Origin of the sequence: Streptomyces sp. NPDC021019 (assembly GCF_044333295.1) — a bacterium.
Lineage (GTDB): Bacteria > Actinomycetota > Actinomycetes > Streptomycetales > Streptomycetaceae > Streptomyces.
Genome location: NZ_JBIRQR010000005.1, coordinates 400815 through 416374, shown reverse-complemented (window position 1 = coordinate 416374; position 15560 = coordinate 400815). Strand labels below are relative to the sequence as shown.

Genomic DNA, 15560 nt, shown 5'->3' with positions numbered 1-15560 from the left:
CCCCTCCGCCCCCCCCCCGGCGGGGGGGGGGGGGGGGGCGGCCCCCCCCCCGCGCGGCAGGCCAGGGCGCGGGTCCGGGAGGGGCGCCCGGACCTGCATGGCTCTCGTCAGTCGCCCCGCCGTTTCATGGCCGTGTCCTCACGCAGTCGGCTGGTATGGCGGGCGAGTGAACCCACACGGTCCGCCAACGTCCGGTGTTCCGCGGCGAGATGCGGTCCGAGCGCGGTCAGCGGGGCGACCAGCGCGGCGGCGTCGTCCGCCCCGAGCGCCTGCCGGAGCAGGCCCAGAGAAGCGTCGGCCGAGGCGGGGAGGTCGGCCAGCGCGGTGATCTGGCCGGCGAGGGACCGCAGGTCGGCCGCGTTCTGCCGGGCCCATGCGGTGATCGAGCGGTCGCCCGCCCGGCGGTCCCGGGTCGCCTGGACCCGCTGTTCCCCGGTGCTGCCCGCGGTGCCGGGGCGCAGTCGCAGATAGCGCCGCTCGGCCGCCTGGCGGCTGGCGACGCCCAATGGATCCGCCAGATCGGCCCAGCTCGCGCCGGCCGCGCGGGCCGTCTCGATCAGCCCGGGCTCCCAGCCCGCCAGCCGCTCCCGCACCTCACGCAACAGGTGCAGCGAAGCCAGGGCCTGAGCCCGGTCGCAGGCGACCGCCGGTCCGGAGCCGGTGTCCTCGGAGCCGACGTGGGCCCCGCGGAGTGCCTCGTCGATGTTCTTCAGCGCCGCTGACGCCGCGAGGAGGGAGGCGGCGTCCGGGGTGGGGTGCCGGAACGGCTCGCGCCGGGCTCGTGTGGACAACGGGAGCTCCCTTGCTCGCTCGAAATCTCTGTCATCCTTTCGGTGACTCGATCAGTTGTCATCGAATGGATGACATGCTACAACGGTCTCAGGTGAAAAGCACGGGCCGTCCGCCCGAACGACTGGAGGTGTTTCCGTCATGCTGATGCGTACTGACCCCTTCCGTGAACTCGACCGGATCACCGAGCAGCTTCTCCGCCCCGGCACCTGGTCGCGGCCCTCGGCGATGCCGATGGACGCGTATCGCGAGGGCGACGAGTACGTGGTGGCGTTCGATCTTCCCGGTGTCCCGCCGGACGCGATCGACATCGACGTCGAGCGGAACATGCTGACCGTCAAGGCCGAGCGTCGGCCGGCGGTGAACGACGACCATGTGCAGATGGAGCTCTCCGAGCGTCCGCTGGGTGTCTTCTCCCGGCAGATCGTGCTCGCCGATTCGCTCGACACCGAACAGATCGACGCGCATTGTGAGGCGGGGGTGCTGACCCTGCGCATCCCGATCGCCGAGCGCGCCAAGCCCCGCAAGATCGCCATTGGCGGGGAGCCCCGGCGCCAGCAGATCAAGGGCTGACCCGGCTCGGCCCACGACGCGGCGAGGGCGGGGACGGGCTCCCCCTACTTTCCCGCTCCCGCCCCTCGCCCGGCAACCACCCGAGGGGGTAGCTGCGGTGACCCTGCGATGGGAGGCGTTCCTGGACCGGATCCGGGAGCGCGGCGAGTACGGGACGCGAACGGAGGCCGAGCGCGCCGCGCGCGTCGTCCTGGCCCTCCTCGGCGCTCACCTGGTCGGCGGCGAACGGGCCGAACTGGCCGCCCGGCTGCCGGAGACCCTGGCCCTGATCCTGCTCAACCCGCTTCAGGCCGCCGAACCGCTCTCCCCGGAGCGTTTCGTGCGTGCCACCGCGGCCTGGATCGAAGGGGCCGGCGAACAGACCGCCCGATGGGACGTCGGAGCTGTTCTGAGCGTCGCGGCGGAGGCGGCGGGCGAGGAACTCACCCGCCGCATTCTGCTCCAACTGCCGCCCGGGTATGACGTGCTCTTCGGTGGGCACACGCGTAACGCATGACCCAGATCCACCCCGCTGCCCCTCCCGTGCCGCCGTGCGGCGAGCCGTCGGAGCGGGCAGCGCCCGATCCGAGCCGTACTGATGAGAAAGGCTGCCGACACGATGATCCATGAGCCTCGTAACGCCGGCGTACCGGCGGGCACGACGGTCGACCAGCTGCTGGAGAAGATCCGTTACGAGGGCGCCTACCCGACGCGCGAACGTGCCGAGGAGAGCCTTCGCGCTGTGTTGGGTGCGCTCGGCCGACAGGTCACCGGTGATGAGCGCGTCGCGCTCGCCGCGGCCCTGCCCAGGGAGGCCGCCCTGGTGTTCACCTCCGAAGTGCCCGCTGTCAAGCAGCTTCCCGGTGCCGCCTTCGTCCGCGATCTCGCCGTGCGCACCGGTGGTACCCCGGCGACCGCCCGTTGGGACGCGGGCGTCGTCCTGAGCCAGATCGCCGCTCTGATGGAGGACGCTCTCGTCGCCCGGGTGGTGAGCAGCCTGCCGCCCGGCTACGCGCTCCTCTTCGGTCGCGCCGAACTCCTCGCCCAGGCCGCCTGATCCGAGGCTGTGCGGCGGCCCGGACCGGGCCGCCGCACAGCAGGTCGGCAGGAACCGCCGCCCCGGGGCCGCGACTACCGGCGGATCGTCACCGGCTCGATCTCCGCGTTGTTGTGCCGGCGCGCCCAGTTCTCCAGGGCGACCCGGCAGGCGTGGTCGAGGTGGCGCAGACCGGTCAGGTCCAGCTCTATGGGCTGGTCCTGCGGGAGCTTCTCCAACTGCTCCAGGATGCGGGGCAGTCGCAGGAAGGTGGCGTTCCCGGTGAGGGTCACCACGACCCGGCCGCCGGTGAGCCGACGGGTGGTGAGCTGGACGTGCGAGGTCTCCCAGGCCGACTTGACCACCGCCAGCAGCAGGCCGAGCACGACCCCCTCGAACAGGTTGGTCACGACGATCGCGATCGCGGTGATCGCCAGCAGTACGGCCTCCCCGCGGTGTTCGCGCCACAGCGGGCCGAACTCCTTGGCGGGCACCAGCTTGCACCCGGCGTGGACGAGGATCCCGGCCAGCGCGGCCAGCGGGATGATCCCGACGGCGGCGGGCAGCAGCGCGGCGAAGAGCAGCAGCCACAGGCCGTGGGCGATCCGGGAGAGCGCGGTGGTCGCCCCGGCCTGGACGTTGGTGGCGCTGCGGACGATGACCGCGGTCATCGGCAGCGCGCCGAGCGCCCCGCAGAGGGTGTTGCCGACGCCCTGGGCCACCAGCTCCTTGTCGTAGTCGGTGCGGGGCCCGTCGTGCATCCGGTCGACGGCCGCCGCGCTGAACAGACTCTCGGCCGAGGCGATGAGGGCGAAGGCCAGGACGGTGCCGATGACCGCCACATCGGCGAGCCGGGCGAAATCCACCCCGCCGGGCGGATCGATGGCCTGTAGCAGCCCGTTCACGTCGGCCACCGCCGGGCGCAGACCGGCCAGGTGGGCGACGACGGTGGCCAGGGCGACCGCGGCGAGGGGCGCCGGGACGAGGCGGACGGTCGCCGGGAGCCTCGGCCACAGCAGCAGCACGGCGACGGTTCCGGCGCCGAGGCCGAAGGCGGTGAGGGCCTCCTGGTTCGTGACGATCTCGATGGCGAGGCCGGGGAGTCCGGCCAGTTTGGCGAGACCGCTGCCCGGCTGTTCGGTGTCGGCCATGGCGTACACCTGGCCCAGCACGATGATCAGGCCAATGCCGCCGAGCATGCCCTGCACCACGGAGACGGAGATGGCGCGGAACCAGCGGCCGAAGCGCGCCAGGCCCAGGACCACTTGGAGCAGCCCGGCGGCCAGCACGATCGGGCCGAGGGTGCTGAGGCCGAATTCCTTGACCGCCTCGTAGACGAGCACGGTGAGCCCCGCGGCCGGTCCGCTGACCTGGAGCTTGCTGCCCGGCAGGAAGCCGACGACGAGCCCGCCGACGATGCCGGTGACCAGGCCCAGTTCGGCCGGCACTCCGGAGGCGACGGCGACGCCGACGCACAGCGGCAGCGCGACCAGGAAGACGACGAGTGACGCCAGCAGGTCACGTCGTACGACGTGGGGGTTCTTGAGTTCCTTCGCGGAAATCACGATGGGTTTCCCTTGTGGGTACGGTCGCGCCCGGCCGGGGGGCCGAGCACGCGAGCGTGGGGGAGGGAAAACCGTCAAAGGCGGGCGAACTCGGTCCCGCGCTCCGGTCGGTGGACGCTGACGGAGCCGGTGTGCACTTCGTAGTACCAGGCGTGCAGGCCGAGGGTGCCCTCGGCCAGCCGCTCGCGCACCGCCGGGTAGCCCCGCAGGGTGTTGAGCTGGGCGAGCGCGTGGGCCTGGATCGCGAGAGGGAGGTCGTCGGGGTCGCCCGCCGGGTCCCTGCCGTCCGTGGAGTGCTCCAGCCAGTGGCGGACGGCGGGCATGGCGGAGAGGTCGTCGCCGCGGAACACGGCGCCCACGGCGCCGCAGTGGGAGTGCCCGCACACGACGATGTCGCGCACCTGGAGCGCGCGCAGGGCGTACTCGATGGTCGCGGCCTCGCCCGTGGGCCGGTCCTGTGCCGGATAGCGCGGAACGATGTTGCCCGCGGTGCGGAGTTCGAAGAGCTGCCCCGGGCGGGCGCCGGTGATCAACGAGGGGACGACACGCGAGTCCGAGCACGTGACGAAGAGTGCTTCGGGGGTCTGGCCGTCCGCGAGATGTTCGAATTGCTTTGCGTTCGCGGCGACGTGTTCGGTGAATGTCCGGGCGTGTTCTACGAGGGACTGCATGGTGGCCTGCCTCCTGCATCCGGCGGTGCCGGGGAGCGGTGTGGTCGGGTCATATTGACGAGTGCTCTGTTGGTAACCGGATGAATGTTCGAAATGATGAGGGTGCCTCACCTTGCGGTTTGCCGGATGGCGGCGCGGTGAAGCCCACTCCGGTCGCTCCTTGCGGATGTGACTGCAGCAGAGCATAACGACCAGAACTTTGCTATCGCATTACCTTCTCGTGAAGAAACACAAATGCGCCACCCATGTCATTCATTCGGCTTGTTCTTTGTGATAGCCAATGGGCGGGGAGTGCCGCGAGGGAAGGCGGCGCCGTCAGGTGCGGCGGCCGTGGAGAAAGAGGTGCGGCTCGGGTGCGCCGACCGGATGGTCCGGGGTGAAGAGCGCGCTGTGCTCCCACTCCACGGCGATGCCCGCCCGCGTGATCAGGGCGGTGAACTCCTCGGCGCCGAAGCTGGAGACCCGGACCGGCTGCCCCATGAAGACCGCGTCGACGCCCGCGACGTCCACCGGCACCGTCGCGGCGACCAGCAGCCCGCCGGGCCGCACCGACCGCGCGAGCCGCTCCAGCAGCTCGCACTGGTCTCCCCGCTCCAGCTGCAGCAGCGAGAAGTACACGCAGACCGCGTCGAACTCGCCGTAGGAGAGGGGGAGATCGCGGACGTCCGCACACCGGAACTCCGCCTCCGGCACCTGCCGGGCCGCGAGCGCGGTCATCACCGGCGACACGTCGACGCCCAGCACCCGGTGTCCCGCGTCCGCCAGGGCCCGTGCCGTGGGCCGGCCCGTCCCGCTGCCCACGTCCAGCACCCGGCTCCCCGGGGCCAGGTCCCCCAGCAGCCGCTCCAGCGACTCGCGGTGGGCGGCCGAACCGGCGAAGGCCCGCTCGTACTCCGCTCCCAGCGCGTCGAACACCGCCGCGGCCGGATGCCCGGGGCCGGCGCCCGCGTCCGGAAGCCGCCGGCCGCCACGAGGTCCTCTGCTGTCACCGAGTGACCGGCGCTCACCCATCGAGGCGATCCTTCCGTGGTCGGCGGCCGACCGGGACCCGCGTGCCCGGCCGCTGTGAGCGTCCCCCCGGGAGTGCCTGAGTATGCCGGTCCCGCGCCCCTGAGTACGTTCCCCGATGTTCCGGTTCCCTGGTCGCTGTTCGATGGGCGCATGACCTCCGAAGCGCCGCGCCGCCCCCGTATCCAGCACGTCACCACCGCCGGCTCCGCGCTGGCCGTCACGCTGCTCCCGCTCGTGGTCGGCGCCCTGCTGGCCAAGACCATGGCGGCGGACCCGATGACGTCGGTGAACGCGCTCGTCACCAGTGGCGGTCAGCGTCCGCGGGTGTCGCCCAAGGAGTGGCGCCGGTGCGGCGGCCACGCGCTGCGGCGGCTGCGGACAGCCGACCGGGCGCCCCTCGCCCGCGGCGGCATGCGCTGACGCCGTCCGGCCGGTGAGGTCCGGCCGGACGGCGTGGGGGCGGGCGCCGGGTCAGCGGACCGGCTGGACCGGCCTCTTCCCCTCCGACGACGGCCGCTCGAACTGGGTGCGGTACAGCTCCGCGTACCTTCCACCGGCCGCCAGCAGCTCGGTGTGCGTGCCGTTCTCGACGACCCGGCCCGCCTCCACCACCAGGATCCGGTCGGCGGCCCGTACGGTCGAGAGCCGGTGGGCGATCACCAGGGCGGTCCGGCCGGCCAGCGCTTCGGCCAGCGCCTCCTGGACGGCGGCCTCCGACGTGGAGTCGAGGTGCGCGGTCGCCTCGTCGAGGATCACGACCCGCTGACGGGCCAGCAGCAGCCGGGCGATGGTCAGGCGCTGGCGCTCCCCGCCGGAGAGCCGGTAGCCGCGCTCGCCCACCACCGTGTCGAGCCCGTCCGGCAGCGAGGCGATCAGGCCGTCGAGCCGGGAGCGGCGCAGGGCGTCCCAGACATCGTCCTCGGAGGCGTCGGGCCGGGCGATCAGCAGGTTGGCCCGCACCGATTCGTGGAAGAGGTGCCCGTCCTGGGTGACCATGCCGAGCGTGTCCCGGATCGAGTCCGCGCTCAGATCGCGTACGTCGACACCATTCAGCCGCACGGAACCGGTGTCCGTGTCGTACAGCCGGGGCAGCAGCTGCGCGATCGTCGACTTGCCCGCTCCGGAGGAGCCCACCAGGGCGATCATCTGGCCGGGTTCGGCGCGGAAGGAGACGTCGTGCAGGACCGTTGTGCCGCCCCGGTCGTCGAGCGTGGCGACCTCCTCCAGCGAGGCGAGGGAGACCTTGTCGGCGGAGGGGTAGCCGAAGGACACCTGGTCGAACTCCACGGAGACCGGGCCTTCCGGCACCCGGCGGGCGTCCGGCTTCTGTTCGATCAGCGGCTTCAGGTCCAGGATCTCGAAGACCCGCTCGAAGCTGACGAGCGCGCTCATCACCTCGACCCGGGCCCCGGCCAGCGCGGTGAGCGGCGCGTACAGCCGGGTCAGCAGCAGCGCCAGCGCCACGACGGCACCCGGCTCCAGGCTGCCGCGCAGGGCGTAGTAGCCGCCGAGCCCGTAGACCAGGGCCAGGGCCAGGGCGGAGACCAGGGTGAGGGCGGTGATGAAGGCCGACTGGGCCATGGCCGTACGGATGCCGATGTCACGCACCCGGTCGGCGCGGGCGGCGAACTCGGCCGACTCGTCGGAAGGGCGCCCGAAGAGCTTGACCAGTGTCGCGCCGGGGGCGGAGAACCGCTCGGTCATCTGGGTGCCCATCGCGGCGTTATGGTCGGCGGCCTCCCGCTGGAGTCCCGCCATCCGAGCCCCCATCCGGCGGGCCGGCACGACGAACACCGGGAGCAGCACCAGCGAGAGCAGCGTGATCTGCCAGGAGATCGTGAGCATGACGGCGAGCGTCAGCATCAGGGTGACGACGTTGGAGACGACGCCGGAGAGCGTATTGCTGAACGCCCGCTGCGCGCCGATCACGTCGTTGTTGAGCCGGCTGACCAGGGCGCCGGTCCGGGTCCGGGTGAAGAAGGCGACCGGCATCTTCTGCACATGGTCGAAGACGGCGGTGCGCAGGTCCAGGATCAGGCTCTCCCCCAGGGTCGACGACAGCCAGCGGGTGAGCAGGCCGAGACCGGCCTCGGCGACGGCGATGAGCGCGATGAGCAGGGCGAGCCGGGTGACGGTCCCGGTCTCCGCGCCGTTCACGATCGCGTCGACGACTTTCCCGGCCAACAGCGGGGTGGCCACCGCGAGCAGCGCCGTCAGGACGCTCAGCATGAGGAAACGGTAGATCCGCCGCCGATGGGGCCGGGCGAAGACCATGATGCGGCGCAACGCCGTCCGGGAGAAGGGCCGGCGGTCCTGCTGGGCGTTCATCGCACTGTGCAGCGAATGCCACGCGGTGACTTCCATGTCCATGGGGCGCTCCGAAGTCTGACGGCCCCCGGTCTCCCCCGACGGCCTGCGGATCCCTTGGGCCGTGCGGCCCCGGGTTCCCTCGGAACGTTAGGACCTCAGGTTTGGTTGAGGTCAAGGGCGAGGGGTGGAGACGCCGGAGCACGCCCCGGTCCCGGCGATCGCGCGGACGGTCGGCACGGCCATGCGGGGCTGGCATGATCAGGGGATGAACGAGTGCGTGATCGCCGCGTGTGACGGGGCGTCGAAGGGAAATCCGGGTCCGGCAGCCTGGGCGTGGGTCGTCGCCGACGCGCAGGGGAACCCTGTGCGCTGGGAGGCCGGTCCGCTCGGCACCGCGACGAACAACGTCGCCGAGCTCACGGCGCTGGCCGAGCTGCTGGAGTCCACCGGCCCGGCCTCGCGCGTCGAGGTGCGGATGGACTCGCAGTACGCCATGAACGCCGTGACGAAGTGGCTTCCGGGGTGGAAGCGCAACGGCTGGAAGACCTCCGGTGGCAAGCCCGTCGCCAATCGTGAGCTGGTCACCCGCATCGACGCCCTGCTCGCCGACCGCTCGGTGACGTTCCGCTATGTGCCCGCGCACCAGGTGAACGGCGACCCGCTCAACGCGATCGCCGACCAGGCCGCCAGCGAGGCGGCTGTGGCCCAGAGCCCGGCCGGTACGGCGCACGGCGCCACGGCTCTGCCGGTGCCCGCGCCCGCGCGGTCCACGAAGGGGCGATCGGGGGCGTCCGGTGCGCCGGGCGGCGCGAAGGGGCGGAGTGCGGCGGGCGGGTCCCGGGGCGGGCGGTCCACCGGCACGATCGCGGCGCGCTTCGCGGGCCGGTGCCACTGCGGAAAGCCGTACGCGGCCAAGGAGCCGATCGCGAAGAACCCGAACGGCTGGGGCCACCCGGAGTGCCGCACCGCTCCCGCCTGATCACGCGAGGGCGTCGGGCGGAGAAGCCCGGAGAGCGGTCCGGCCGGTCGCGCAGGCGTCGAGGAGATGTCGCGGGCGCGCTGTGGGGAGGCTCAGACGTCGGCCCAGACGAGGCGGCCCGTCAGTGCGGCGTGGGTGCCCCAGCGGGCCGCCAGCGCGTCGACGAGCAGGAGGCCCCTGCCGTCCTCCGCCAGGTGGTCGAACATGTCGTCGTCGGCGTGGCCGCCCGGCGTCGGGGGCCCGGTGACGGGAAGGCCCGCCGAGTCGCCGGGGGATGCCGGTGCCGGGATCCGGGCCCGGCCGCGGTTCCACACGCAGATGCGCACGCCGTCCGCGGAGCGCAGGAGTCGGCAGCGGATCCGCCGGGTGCTGGTGTGCTGCACGGCGTTGGTGACCAGCTCGGTCACTATCAGGGCCGCCGCCTCGGTCCGTTCGGCCGGTTCGCCCCAGGCCCGCATGGCCTCCTGGACCCGGTGCCGGGCTTCCGGGACACCCCCGGGCAATCGGGGAACCCACCAGCTGTGCGCACCTCGGTCACCTCCGGCACCTCGGACACCTCCGTCATCGGGAGCACGCTCCGCGCAACTGACTATTTCCGACATGTATGCACTCTCGACGCAAAACGCATACTTTGCAAGCGACAGAGTGTGGAGTGCTCCGCCCCGGGGCTCGTCGAGGAAGGTTCTGCGCATGCGAGCCCGTTCAGGTCCCACCGTGGAGCACCGCGTTCTCGCGGTCCGCCTCCGTATGCTGCGGGAACGCGCGGGAATCAGCCTTCGGGCCGCGGCCGACGCGCTGGACGCCCACCCCGCCACCGTCCGGCGCATCGAACGCGCCGCGACCGGACTCGACGCCCGGCAGGTCCGCGAACTGCTCCGCTGCTACGGCGTTCCGCCCGCCGTGGCCGAGCCCATCATGGCCGGGCTCGGAGCCGCGAACCTGCCCGGCTGGTGGCACCGGTGGCGGGACGCGATGGACGGCTGGCAGCAGGACGTCATCGGGGTGGAGTCCTCGGCGAGCCTCGTGCGGACCTGGCACCCGGCACTGGTGCCCGAACTGCTGCGCACTCCCGCGTACGCCGCCGCGCTCTACCGTACGCAGTACCCGGAGGACACACCCGGGCGCCGGGAACGCCGTGTCGAGCTGCTGCGGGAGCGCCGCCGCCGTATGTGCGAGCGCGGGGCCGCTCTGTGGGCCCTGTTCCCGGCAGTGGCCCTCCACACGCGGGTCGGCGACGGGGAGACCATGGACGGGCAGCGGGCCGCGCTGGCCGAGGCGATGAGGGAACAGCACGTCACCGTCCAGGTAGTGCCCCTGGACCACCCGCCGCACCCCCTGACCGGTGTGCCGCCCCTGCATATCCTCCGGGTGCCCGCTCCCGAGATCGGGGACCAGGCGGTGCTGGAGATCCCGGGCGTCCGGGTCGACGTCATCGACGATCCCGAAGCCGTGATGGCCCACCGCATCCGGCTGGACGCGGCGTGCGCCGCCGCACCCGGCCCCGGGACCCCGCTGCCGGAGTGACCCGCGGGCCCGGGCGCGCCCGGGATGCGGCGGGCTCCGGCGCCCTACAGCGTGGGGGAGTGGTGCAGCTGCGCAGGGCCAAGTGGATCCCGTCGGGGGTCGTCGTGCTGGCCGTCGTGCTGGACCTGGTGACCCCGACGGACGTCACCTCCGCACCCTTGCTGATGGCGGTCCCCGTCGCCGCGGCACCGCTGCTGACCCTGCGCGGCATCGTCGCGATCGGCGCCCTCTCGATGGCGGTCCACGCGGGCCTCGCCTGGTACGACGGCACCTTCGGCTGGCAGCGGGGCGTCGCCAACCAGCTCACCCTTCTGGCCGTGACCGTGCTGGCCGTCCTCATCAACCGCGCCCTGGAGGGCCGGGACGCCCGGACCCGCCGCGCGCGCCATATCGCCGCCGTGGCCCAGAGCGCCGTCCTGCCCAGGCCCCCCTCGCGCCTCGGCGAGCTCAGGATCGCCGCCCGGTACGTGCCCGCCGAGGACGAGGCCATGATCGGCGGTGACCTCTACGTCGTCCAGGACACCCCGCACGGGGTGCGCGTGATGGTCGGGGACGTCCGCGGGAAGGGCCTGGGCGCGGTCAGCGCGGTCTGCGCGGACCTGGGGGCCTTCCGGTACGCGGCGGACGAGGCGGAGGACCTGCCCGGCCTCGTGACCGCGCTGGAGCGGGCCCTCCTGCGGGAGGGCGGCCGACGCGGCGGCCAGGAGCAGGACGAGGGGTTCACCACCGCCCTGATCGCCGAGTTCGCCGAAGACCTCGACGCCGTACGCGTCGTCAACCGGGGGCACCCCCCGCCGGTGCTGCTGGACGCCGAGGGCAGGGCCACCGTCCTCGGACCCTCCGAGGAGGCGCCCCCGCTCGGCATGAGCGCCCTGGGGTCCTGGTCCTGCCCGGTCGACACCTTCCCGTTCCCGCCCGGCGCCACCCTCGTCTGTTACACGGACGGCGTCACCGAGGCCCGCGACGAGTCCGGGGTCTTCTACGACGCGTCCGTCCGGCTGCCCTCCCTCGTCCACCACCGTGCGCTGACCGGCGACCCGGCTACCCCGGCGCAGATCCTCCACCTGCTGATCGAGGACGTGGGGCGGCACACCGGCGGCCGGATCCAGGACGATCAGGCGCTCCTCGCCCTGCACCGACCCCGGGTCCGCCCTGACCCGTGACGGCCGCCGTGCCTCGCCGCGCCCCGTGCGACAGCCCGCGTCGTCTGCCGCGAGAAGGGCGGATCTCCCTGGCAGGGGGGCACCCGAGAGCACCTGGGGCCGCCGTGATCAGGACATTGGTGAAGGAAGTGCTTGACCATAAAAGGTGAGTCGATCCATAGTTAAGGACATGCCTAACTATGGAGGATCGCTCGACCGGGTGTTCCAGGCGCTGGCGGACGGAACGCGCCGGGCGATGGTGGAGCGCCTGGTCCGCGGACCGGTATCGGTCAGCGAACTGGCCAGGCCGCTGGAGATGTCGCTGTCGGCGGTCATGCAGCACATTCAGGTGCTGGAAGCCTGCGGGCTGGTCAGCTCCGAGAAGACCGGCCGGGTCCGCACCTGCCGCATCGAGCCGGACGTGCTGCGGACGGCCGAGGGCTGGCTCGCCGAGCAGCGCACCCCCTGGGAACGGCGCCTGGACCGGCTCGGCGGCCACCTGCTCGATGATCCCGGCACACCGGAGAGAGGAAACTTGTGATGATCGACCGTTCTGTCACGCACGCCACGTTCACCCTCGAACGTCTCTACCCCGCCACGGCGGTCAGGGTGTTCGCCGCATGGGCCGACCCGAGGACGAAGGCCCGCTGGTTCTCCACGCCCGACGCCGACCATGAACTGGACTTCCGGGTCGGGGGCCGGGAGGCCAACCGCAGCCGTCCGGGCGGCGGCCCGTCGCTGACGTTCGAGTCCTTGTACCGCGACATCGTCCCGAACGAGCGCATTGTCTACACCTCTGTGCTGCACGTGGGGGACGATCTCGCGGCGGCGTCGCTGACGACCGTGGCGTTCGGCCCGGCCGATGGAGGCACCCGGCTGGTCCTCACCGAGCAGGGCACCTTCCTCGACGGCCGGGAGGAGCCCTCCTGGCGGAAGCACGGCACCGGCGACTGGCTCGACGCGTTGGGCGTCGAGCTGGGAGTGGGAGGGCACGCGTGAGCCCGCGGGGCTTCCCGCTGACGAGAACATGGCCGACCGCACGCCTGCCCGACCCGTCGAGGAGCTTCCATGTCCGACCGTGACCCGATCGCCGAGCTCGGCCCCTTCAGTGATTCCGGCGCCGACGCGACCCCTTGGCCGACCGCACTGCGTGAGCTCCAGCGGGCGCGACTGTTCTGGCTGTCCACCGTCCGCCCCGACGGCCGGCCCCACGTGACACCGTTGCTGGCCGTCTGGACCGGCGGAGCCCTGTACTTCGCCACCGGCGACCAGGAGCGCAAGGCGCGCAACCTCCACGGCAACCAGCACTGCGTCATGACAACCGGCACGAACGTCCTGGACGGTCTCGACATCACCTTGGAAGGCCGCGCCGGGTTGGTGCGCGACCCGGCGGAACGCGGCACCACCGCCGACGCCTACGAGGGCAAGTACGGCTCCCTGCTGACCAGCCCGGACGGTACCTGGCACGGCCTCGGTGACACCATCCGCTCGGGCACGGTCCAGCTGTACCGCCTCGACCCGGAGGTCGGATTCGCCTTCGGGAAGGGCAAGGCGTACAGCCAGACCCGCTACCGCTTCCACCGCCGGCCTTCCGGACGACGGTGAGGTTTGAGGCGCCGATCGTCGGTCACCCGCACGGAACACACGTACGGCGAGCGCCGTACGACGTATCGACATCGGGAGTGAGCGGAGTTGAGCAGCATCGAGAACTGGCGCCTGCACGCCGCCTGCCGTGAGGAGGACCCGGACCTGTTCTTCCCCATCGGGAGCACGGGCCCCGCCGTCGTCCAGACGGAGGAGGCCAAGGCCGTCTGCCGGACCTGCCCGGTACAGGCCGCCTGCCTGGAATGGGCCCTGGAGCACAAGCAGGACTCCGGCATCTGGGGCGGCCTGTCCGAGAACGAGCGGCGCTCCCTGAAGCGCCGCAGTCGCAGGCGGACGGAGGCCCGGGGGCGCGGCGCGGCCTGACCCGTACCCCGGCACTCCCCGGCCCGAACGGTGACACCACCGCCACAGGTTCGGTGTACGGGGAGGAATGGGTACACGATGCCCATGGACACCACCACCGTTTGGCTCGTTCTCGGCGCCGTGGCCGTGCTGATCATGCTGGCCTCGGCCGTCGTGCTTCTGGTGCGCGTCCTCAAGGCCAGGAAGCTGCTGGTCGACGCCGGGATCCCGCTGCGCAGCAAGGCGCTCGTCTGGGCAGCCGTCATCTACACCGTGTCACCGGTCGATCTGCTGCCCGACCCCGTCTATCTGGACGACATCGGCTTCCTGCTGGTCGCCCTCCGTTCCCTTCACTCGGCGGCGTCGGCCGCCGGAGTGCGCGCGGGCGCGCGGGGTAAGAGCGCTCCGGCTGAGAGCCGCCCCGACGCCGTGGGCCGAGGCCGTGCCCGCGAAGCCGATCCGCGCCCAGCGGACCCCGGCCTCCTCGGCTGAACACGGGAGCCCTCGGGGAGGCTGTCCCCGGTGCCGGGTCCTGCGGCTCCCGGGAGCCGGGGGCCTTCAGCGGCGACTCGGAGGTCGTCACCGGGCCGCGACGCCGGGTCCTCGGGCGAGGCTCCGGCGGAGTGGCCCCGGACGACGCGGAGCAGCAACGGCCACCGTCGTAGACCACGCCTTGCTCGTCTGCCGCTACTCCTCGCCGCTGCTCCTCCCGGGTGACGGCAGCAGCGGGCTCCCGCGGGCGCAGCGCACCCGGGCACGCCCCGGTCGTCGCGGAGCACCGTCGTACCCGCCTGGAGGAACCTCGCCGCCCGCCTTCGGCCTGCCACGCAGTCGGCGTCGCAGGCCGCTCTTCCCTGCCTGGGCTCTGCCGATCGTCACGATCGGCGCCCGTCGGCCCGATGCCGCCCCGGGGCAGCGCCTGCCGTCCGGTGCCGCCTCCGGGGTGCCCGGGTCACCGGAGGCAAGAGCTCAGCGCGGCACGGTGGCGAGGATGACCTTGCCGCCGTTCGCCGTATCCCGGACCCGTACATCCTGAGCCAGCCGTTGCACCATCGGCCAGCCGAACCCGCCGGTCCGGCCGGTCAGATCGGGCGTCCGGTCCTGCGGGTGCGCCGGGCTCGGGTCGGTGACGCGGATGTGGACGCCCTGGCGGTCAGCGGTCAGCCACAGCGCGGTGACGGCCCCCGCGTGCAGGACGGCGTTGGTGACCAGCTCCGACACGAGGAGCAGCAGGTTCTGGACCGTGTGCGAGGTCGGCGCCGGGTGCAGCCGTGCGACGAAGGTGCTGACCGCGTCCCGCGCGTCGGCGGCCTTCTCCGGCCGGCAGACGAAGTCGGTGCGGGTCGCGCCGTCCGGTGAAAGGGTCATCAGAATGCGGTCGTTCATGGTTTCCACCCCGTCGCGTGTGCCTTCTGGTGGATTCCGCGTACCCCCGAATCGGCATTTCATGGAAGTCGGCTGCCGACAAGCGTCACCGCTCATGTACCGCCCCTGATCCCCGTGGCGTTCCGTCGTCGTCAGATGGGGCGGACCTTCGTGTCCTGCGTGTTCTTCCGGGCGAACGAGACGAGGAGCCAGGCGAAGACGAGCGGGACCGCGCCGAAGAACACGCACAGGCCGACCGCCAGGATCCGGTCGCCGACACCCGGGGGGCGCTTCTCCGCGTAGTGCCGGGGAAAGGGGCGGCCGGGCTCGTCGGCCCGGTGGACGACCCGGAGGGTGTCGCCCACGCGCAGCGTGCGCCCTTCCGGCGTGCCGCGCAGCCGGGAGGTGTAGCGGAGGCCCTCGACCTCATAGGTCACCCGGGGAGCGGACCGGCTGCCGACCGGCCCTCCACCGGACCGGATCCGCACGAAATCGGTCACCACGGCATCGGCCGCGCGGTCCGGCGCGGTCCCTTCGTCGAGTCCGGTGCCGAACGCGATCATCGAGGCGATCACCATCAGCAGGCTCCCGAGCGCGATGCACGACAGTCCCCCCGCCCAGGCAGCCGCCCGCTTGACTCCCGGCATGGGCGTTTCCCCCTCCCCTGCA

The 15560-nt window shown here is 72.4% G+C and carries 20 protein-coding genes; 12 read left to right on the top strand and 8 right to left on the bottom strand.

The window, feature by feature from the left end:
* Window positions 1-107: 107 nt before the first annotated feature.
* A complete protein-coding gene (locus ACH4RG_RS26955) occupies window positions 108-791 on the bottom strand; it encodes an HSP18 transcriptional regulator (protein WP_398540385.1) in 684 nt (227 codons plus the stop codon).
* 139 nt (window positions 792-930) lie between these two features.
* Between ACH4RG_RS26955 and ACH4RG_RS26950 the strand changes: the two genes are divergently transcribed.
* The 3 genes from ACH4RG_RS26950 (at window position 931) to ACH4RG_RS26940 (ending at window position 2398) form a co-directional block, all read left to right on the top strand.
* A complete protein-coding gene (locus tag ACH4RG_RS26950) occupies window positions 931-1362 on the top strand; it encodes an Hsp20/alpha crystallin family protein (RefSeq protein WP_397924426.1) in 432 nt (143 codons plus the stop codon).
* 97 nt (window positions 1363-1459) lie between these two features.
* A complete protein-coding gene (locus tag ACH4RG_RS26945) occupies window positions 1460-1858 on the top strand; it encodes a DUF2267 domain-containing protein (RefSeq protein ID WP_397924428.1) in 399 nt (132 codons plus the stop codon).
* 102 nt (window positions 1859-1960) lie between these two features.
* On the top strand, window positions 1961-2398 hold the full coding sequence (locus ACH4RG_RS26940) for a DUF2267 domain-containing protein (RefSeq protein WP_397924430.1): 438 nt from the start codon (window positions 1961-1963) through the stop codon (window positions 2396-2398).
* Window positions 2399-2472: 74 nt separating this feature from the next.
* On the opposite strand, the gene ACH4RG_RS26935 is transcribed toward ACH4RG_RS26940, so the two are convergent.
* From ACH4RG_RS26935 to ACH4RG_RS26925, 3 genes are all read right to left on the bottom strand, one after another.
* Window positions 2473-3942: a SulP family inorganic anion transporter gene (locus ACH4RG_RS26935; RefSeq protein WP_398540384.1), complete on the bottom strand. Its 1470-nt coding sequence runs from the start codon at window positions 3940-3942 to the stop codon at window positions 2473-2475.
* 74 nt (window positions 3943-4016) lie between these two features.
* Window positions 4017-4613 (bottom strand): carbonic anhydrase, encoded by a 597-nt coding sequence (locus ACH4RG_RS26930; protein WP_398540383.1) that lies wholly within the window; start codon window positions 4611-4613, stop codon window positions 4017-4019.
* A 315-nt stretch (window positions 4614-4928) separates the two neighbouring features.
* Complete coding sequence (locus ACH4RG_RS26925) at window positions 4929-5624, bottom strand: class I SAM-dependent methyltransferase (RefSeq protein ID WP_398540382.1); 696 nt, start codon at window positions 5622-5624, stop codon at window positions 4929-4931.
* A gap of 150 nt (window positions 5625-5774) precedes the next feature.
* On the opposite strand from ACH4RG_RS26925, the gene ACH4RG_RS26920 reads away from it, so the two are divergent.
* Entirely contained in the window at window positions 5775-6044 is a 270-nt protein-coding gene (locus ACH4RG_RS26920; RefSeq protein ID WP_397924438.1) for a hypothetical protein, read from the top strand.
* A 51-nt stretch (window positions 6045-6095) separates the two neighbouring features.
* Here the strand turns inward: ACH4RG_RS26920 and ACH4RG_RS26915 are convergent, their stop codons facing one another.
* Window positions 6096-7994 (bottom strand): ABC transporter ATP-binding protein, encoded by a 1899-nt coding sequence (locus ACH4RG_RS26915; RefSeq protein WP_397924440.1) that lies wholly within the window; start codon window positions 7992-7994, stop codon window positions 6096-6098.
* 205 nt (window positions 7995-8199) lie between these two features.
* Between ACH4RG_RS26915 and ACH4RG_RS26910 the strand changes: the two genes are divergently transcribed.
* Window positions 8200-8913 carry a ribonuclease H gene (locus tag ACH4RG_RS26910; RefSeq protein WP_397924442.1) on the top strand — a complete coding sequence of 238 codons (714 nt, stop codon included), beginning with the start codon at window positions 8200-8202 and terminating at the stop codon, window positions 8911-8913.
* Between the two features lie 92 nt (window positions 8914-9005).
* Here ACH4RG_RS26910 and ACH4RG_RS26905 read toward each other — a convergent pair whose 3' ends face one another.
* On the bottom strand, window positions 9006-9416 hold the full coding sequence (locus tag ACH4RG_RS26905; protein WP_398540381.1) for an ATP-binding protein: 411 nt from the start codon (window positions 9414-9416) through the stop codon (window positions 9006-9008).
* Window positions 9417-9603: 187 nt separating this feature from the next.
* Here ACH4RG_RS26905 and ACH4RG_RS26900 point away from each other — a divergent pair, with 187 nt between their 5' ends.
* From ACH4RG_RS26900 to ACH4RG_RS26870, 7 genes are all read left to right on the top strand, one after another.
* Window positions 9604-10437 carry a Scr1 family TA system antitoxin-like transcriptional regulator gene (locus ACH4RG_RS26900; protein ID WP_397924446.1) on the top strand — a complete coding sequence of 278 codons (834 nt, stop codon included), beginning with the start codon at window positions 9604-9606 and terminating at the stop codon, window positions 10435-10437.
* A 59-nt stretch (window positions 10438-10496) separates the two neighbouring features.
* Window positions 10497-11600 carry a PP2C family protein-serine/threonine phosphatase gene (locus tag ACH4RG_RS26895; RefSeq protein WP_398540380.1) on the top strand — a complete coding sequence of 368 codons (1104 nt, stop codon included), beginning with the start codon at window positions 10497-10499 and terminating at the stop codon, window positions 11598-11600.
* Between the two features lie 169 nt (window positions 11601-11769).
* The gene (locus tag ACH4RG_RS26890; RefSeq protein WP_397924450.1) at window positions 11770-12120 is read left to right on the top strand and encodes an ArsR/SmtB family transcription factor; all 351 of its coding nucleotides are present in this window, start codon (window positions 11770-11772) and stop codon (window positions 12118-12120) included.
* The gene (locus ACH4RG_RS26885) at window positions 12120-12578 is read left to right on the top strand and encodes an SRPBCC family protein (RefSeq protein ID WP_397924452.1); all 459 of its coding nucleotides are present in this window, start codon (window positions 12120-12122) and stop codon (window positions 12576-12578) included. The genes ACH4RG_RS26890 and ACH4RG_RS26885 overlap by 1 nt, the downstream gene beginning before the upstream one ends.
* Before the next feature lie 69 nt (window positions 12579-12647).
* On the top strand, window positions 12648-13184 hold the full coding sequence (locus ACH4RG_RS26880; protein WP_397924454.1) for a pyridoxamine 5'-phosphate oxidase family protein: 537 nt from the start codon (window positions 12648-12650) through the stop codon (window positions 13182-13184).
* Window positions 13185-13280: 96 nt separating this feature from the next.
* Window positions 13281-13547 carry a WhiB family transcriptional regulator gene (locus ACH4RG_RS26875; protein WP_397924831.1) on the top strand — a complete coding sequence of 89 codons (267 nt, stop codon included), beginning with the start codon at window positions 13281-13283 and terminating at the stop codon, window positions 13545-13547.
* An 84-nt stretch (window positions 13548-13631) separates the two neighbouring features.
* Window positions 13632-14018 (top strand): YkvA family protein, encoded by a 387-nt coding sequence (locus ACH4RG_RS26870; protein ID WP_397924457.1) that lies wholly within the window; start codon window positions 13632-13634, stop codon window positions 14016-14018.
* 477 nt (window positions 14019-14495) lie between these two features.
* On the opposite strand, the gene ACH4RG_RS26865 is transcribed toward ACH4RG_RS26870, so the two are convergent.
* Window positions 14496-14912, bottom strand: a complete 417-nt coding sequence (locus tag ACH4RG_RS26865; protein WP_397924459.1) for an ATP-binding protein — start codon at window positions 14910-14912, stop codon at window positions 14496-14498.
* A 131-nt stretch (window positions 14913-15043) separates the two neighbouring features.
* Window positions 15044-15538, bottom strand: a complete 495-nt coding sequence (locus tag ACH4RG_RS26860) for a hypothetical protein (RefSeq protein WP_398540379.1) — start codon at window positions 15536-15538, stop codon at window positions 15044-15046.
* Window positions 15539-15560: the final 22 nt, after the last annotated feature.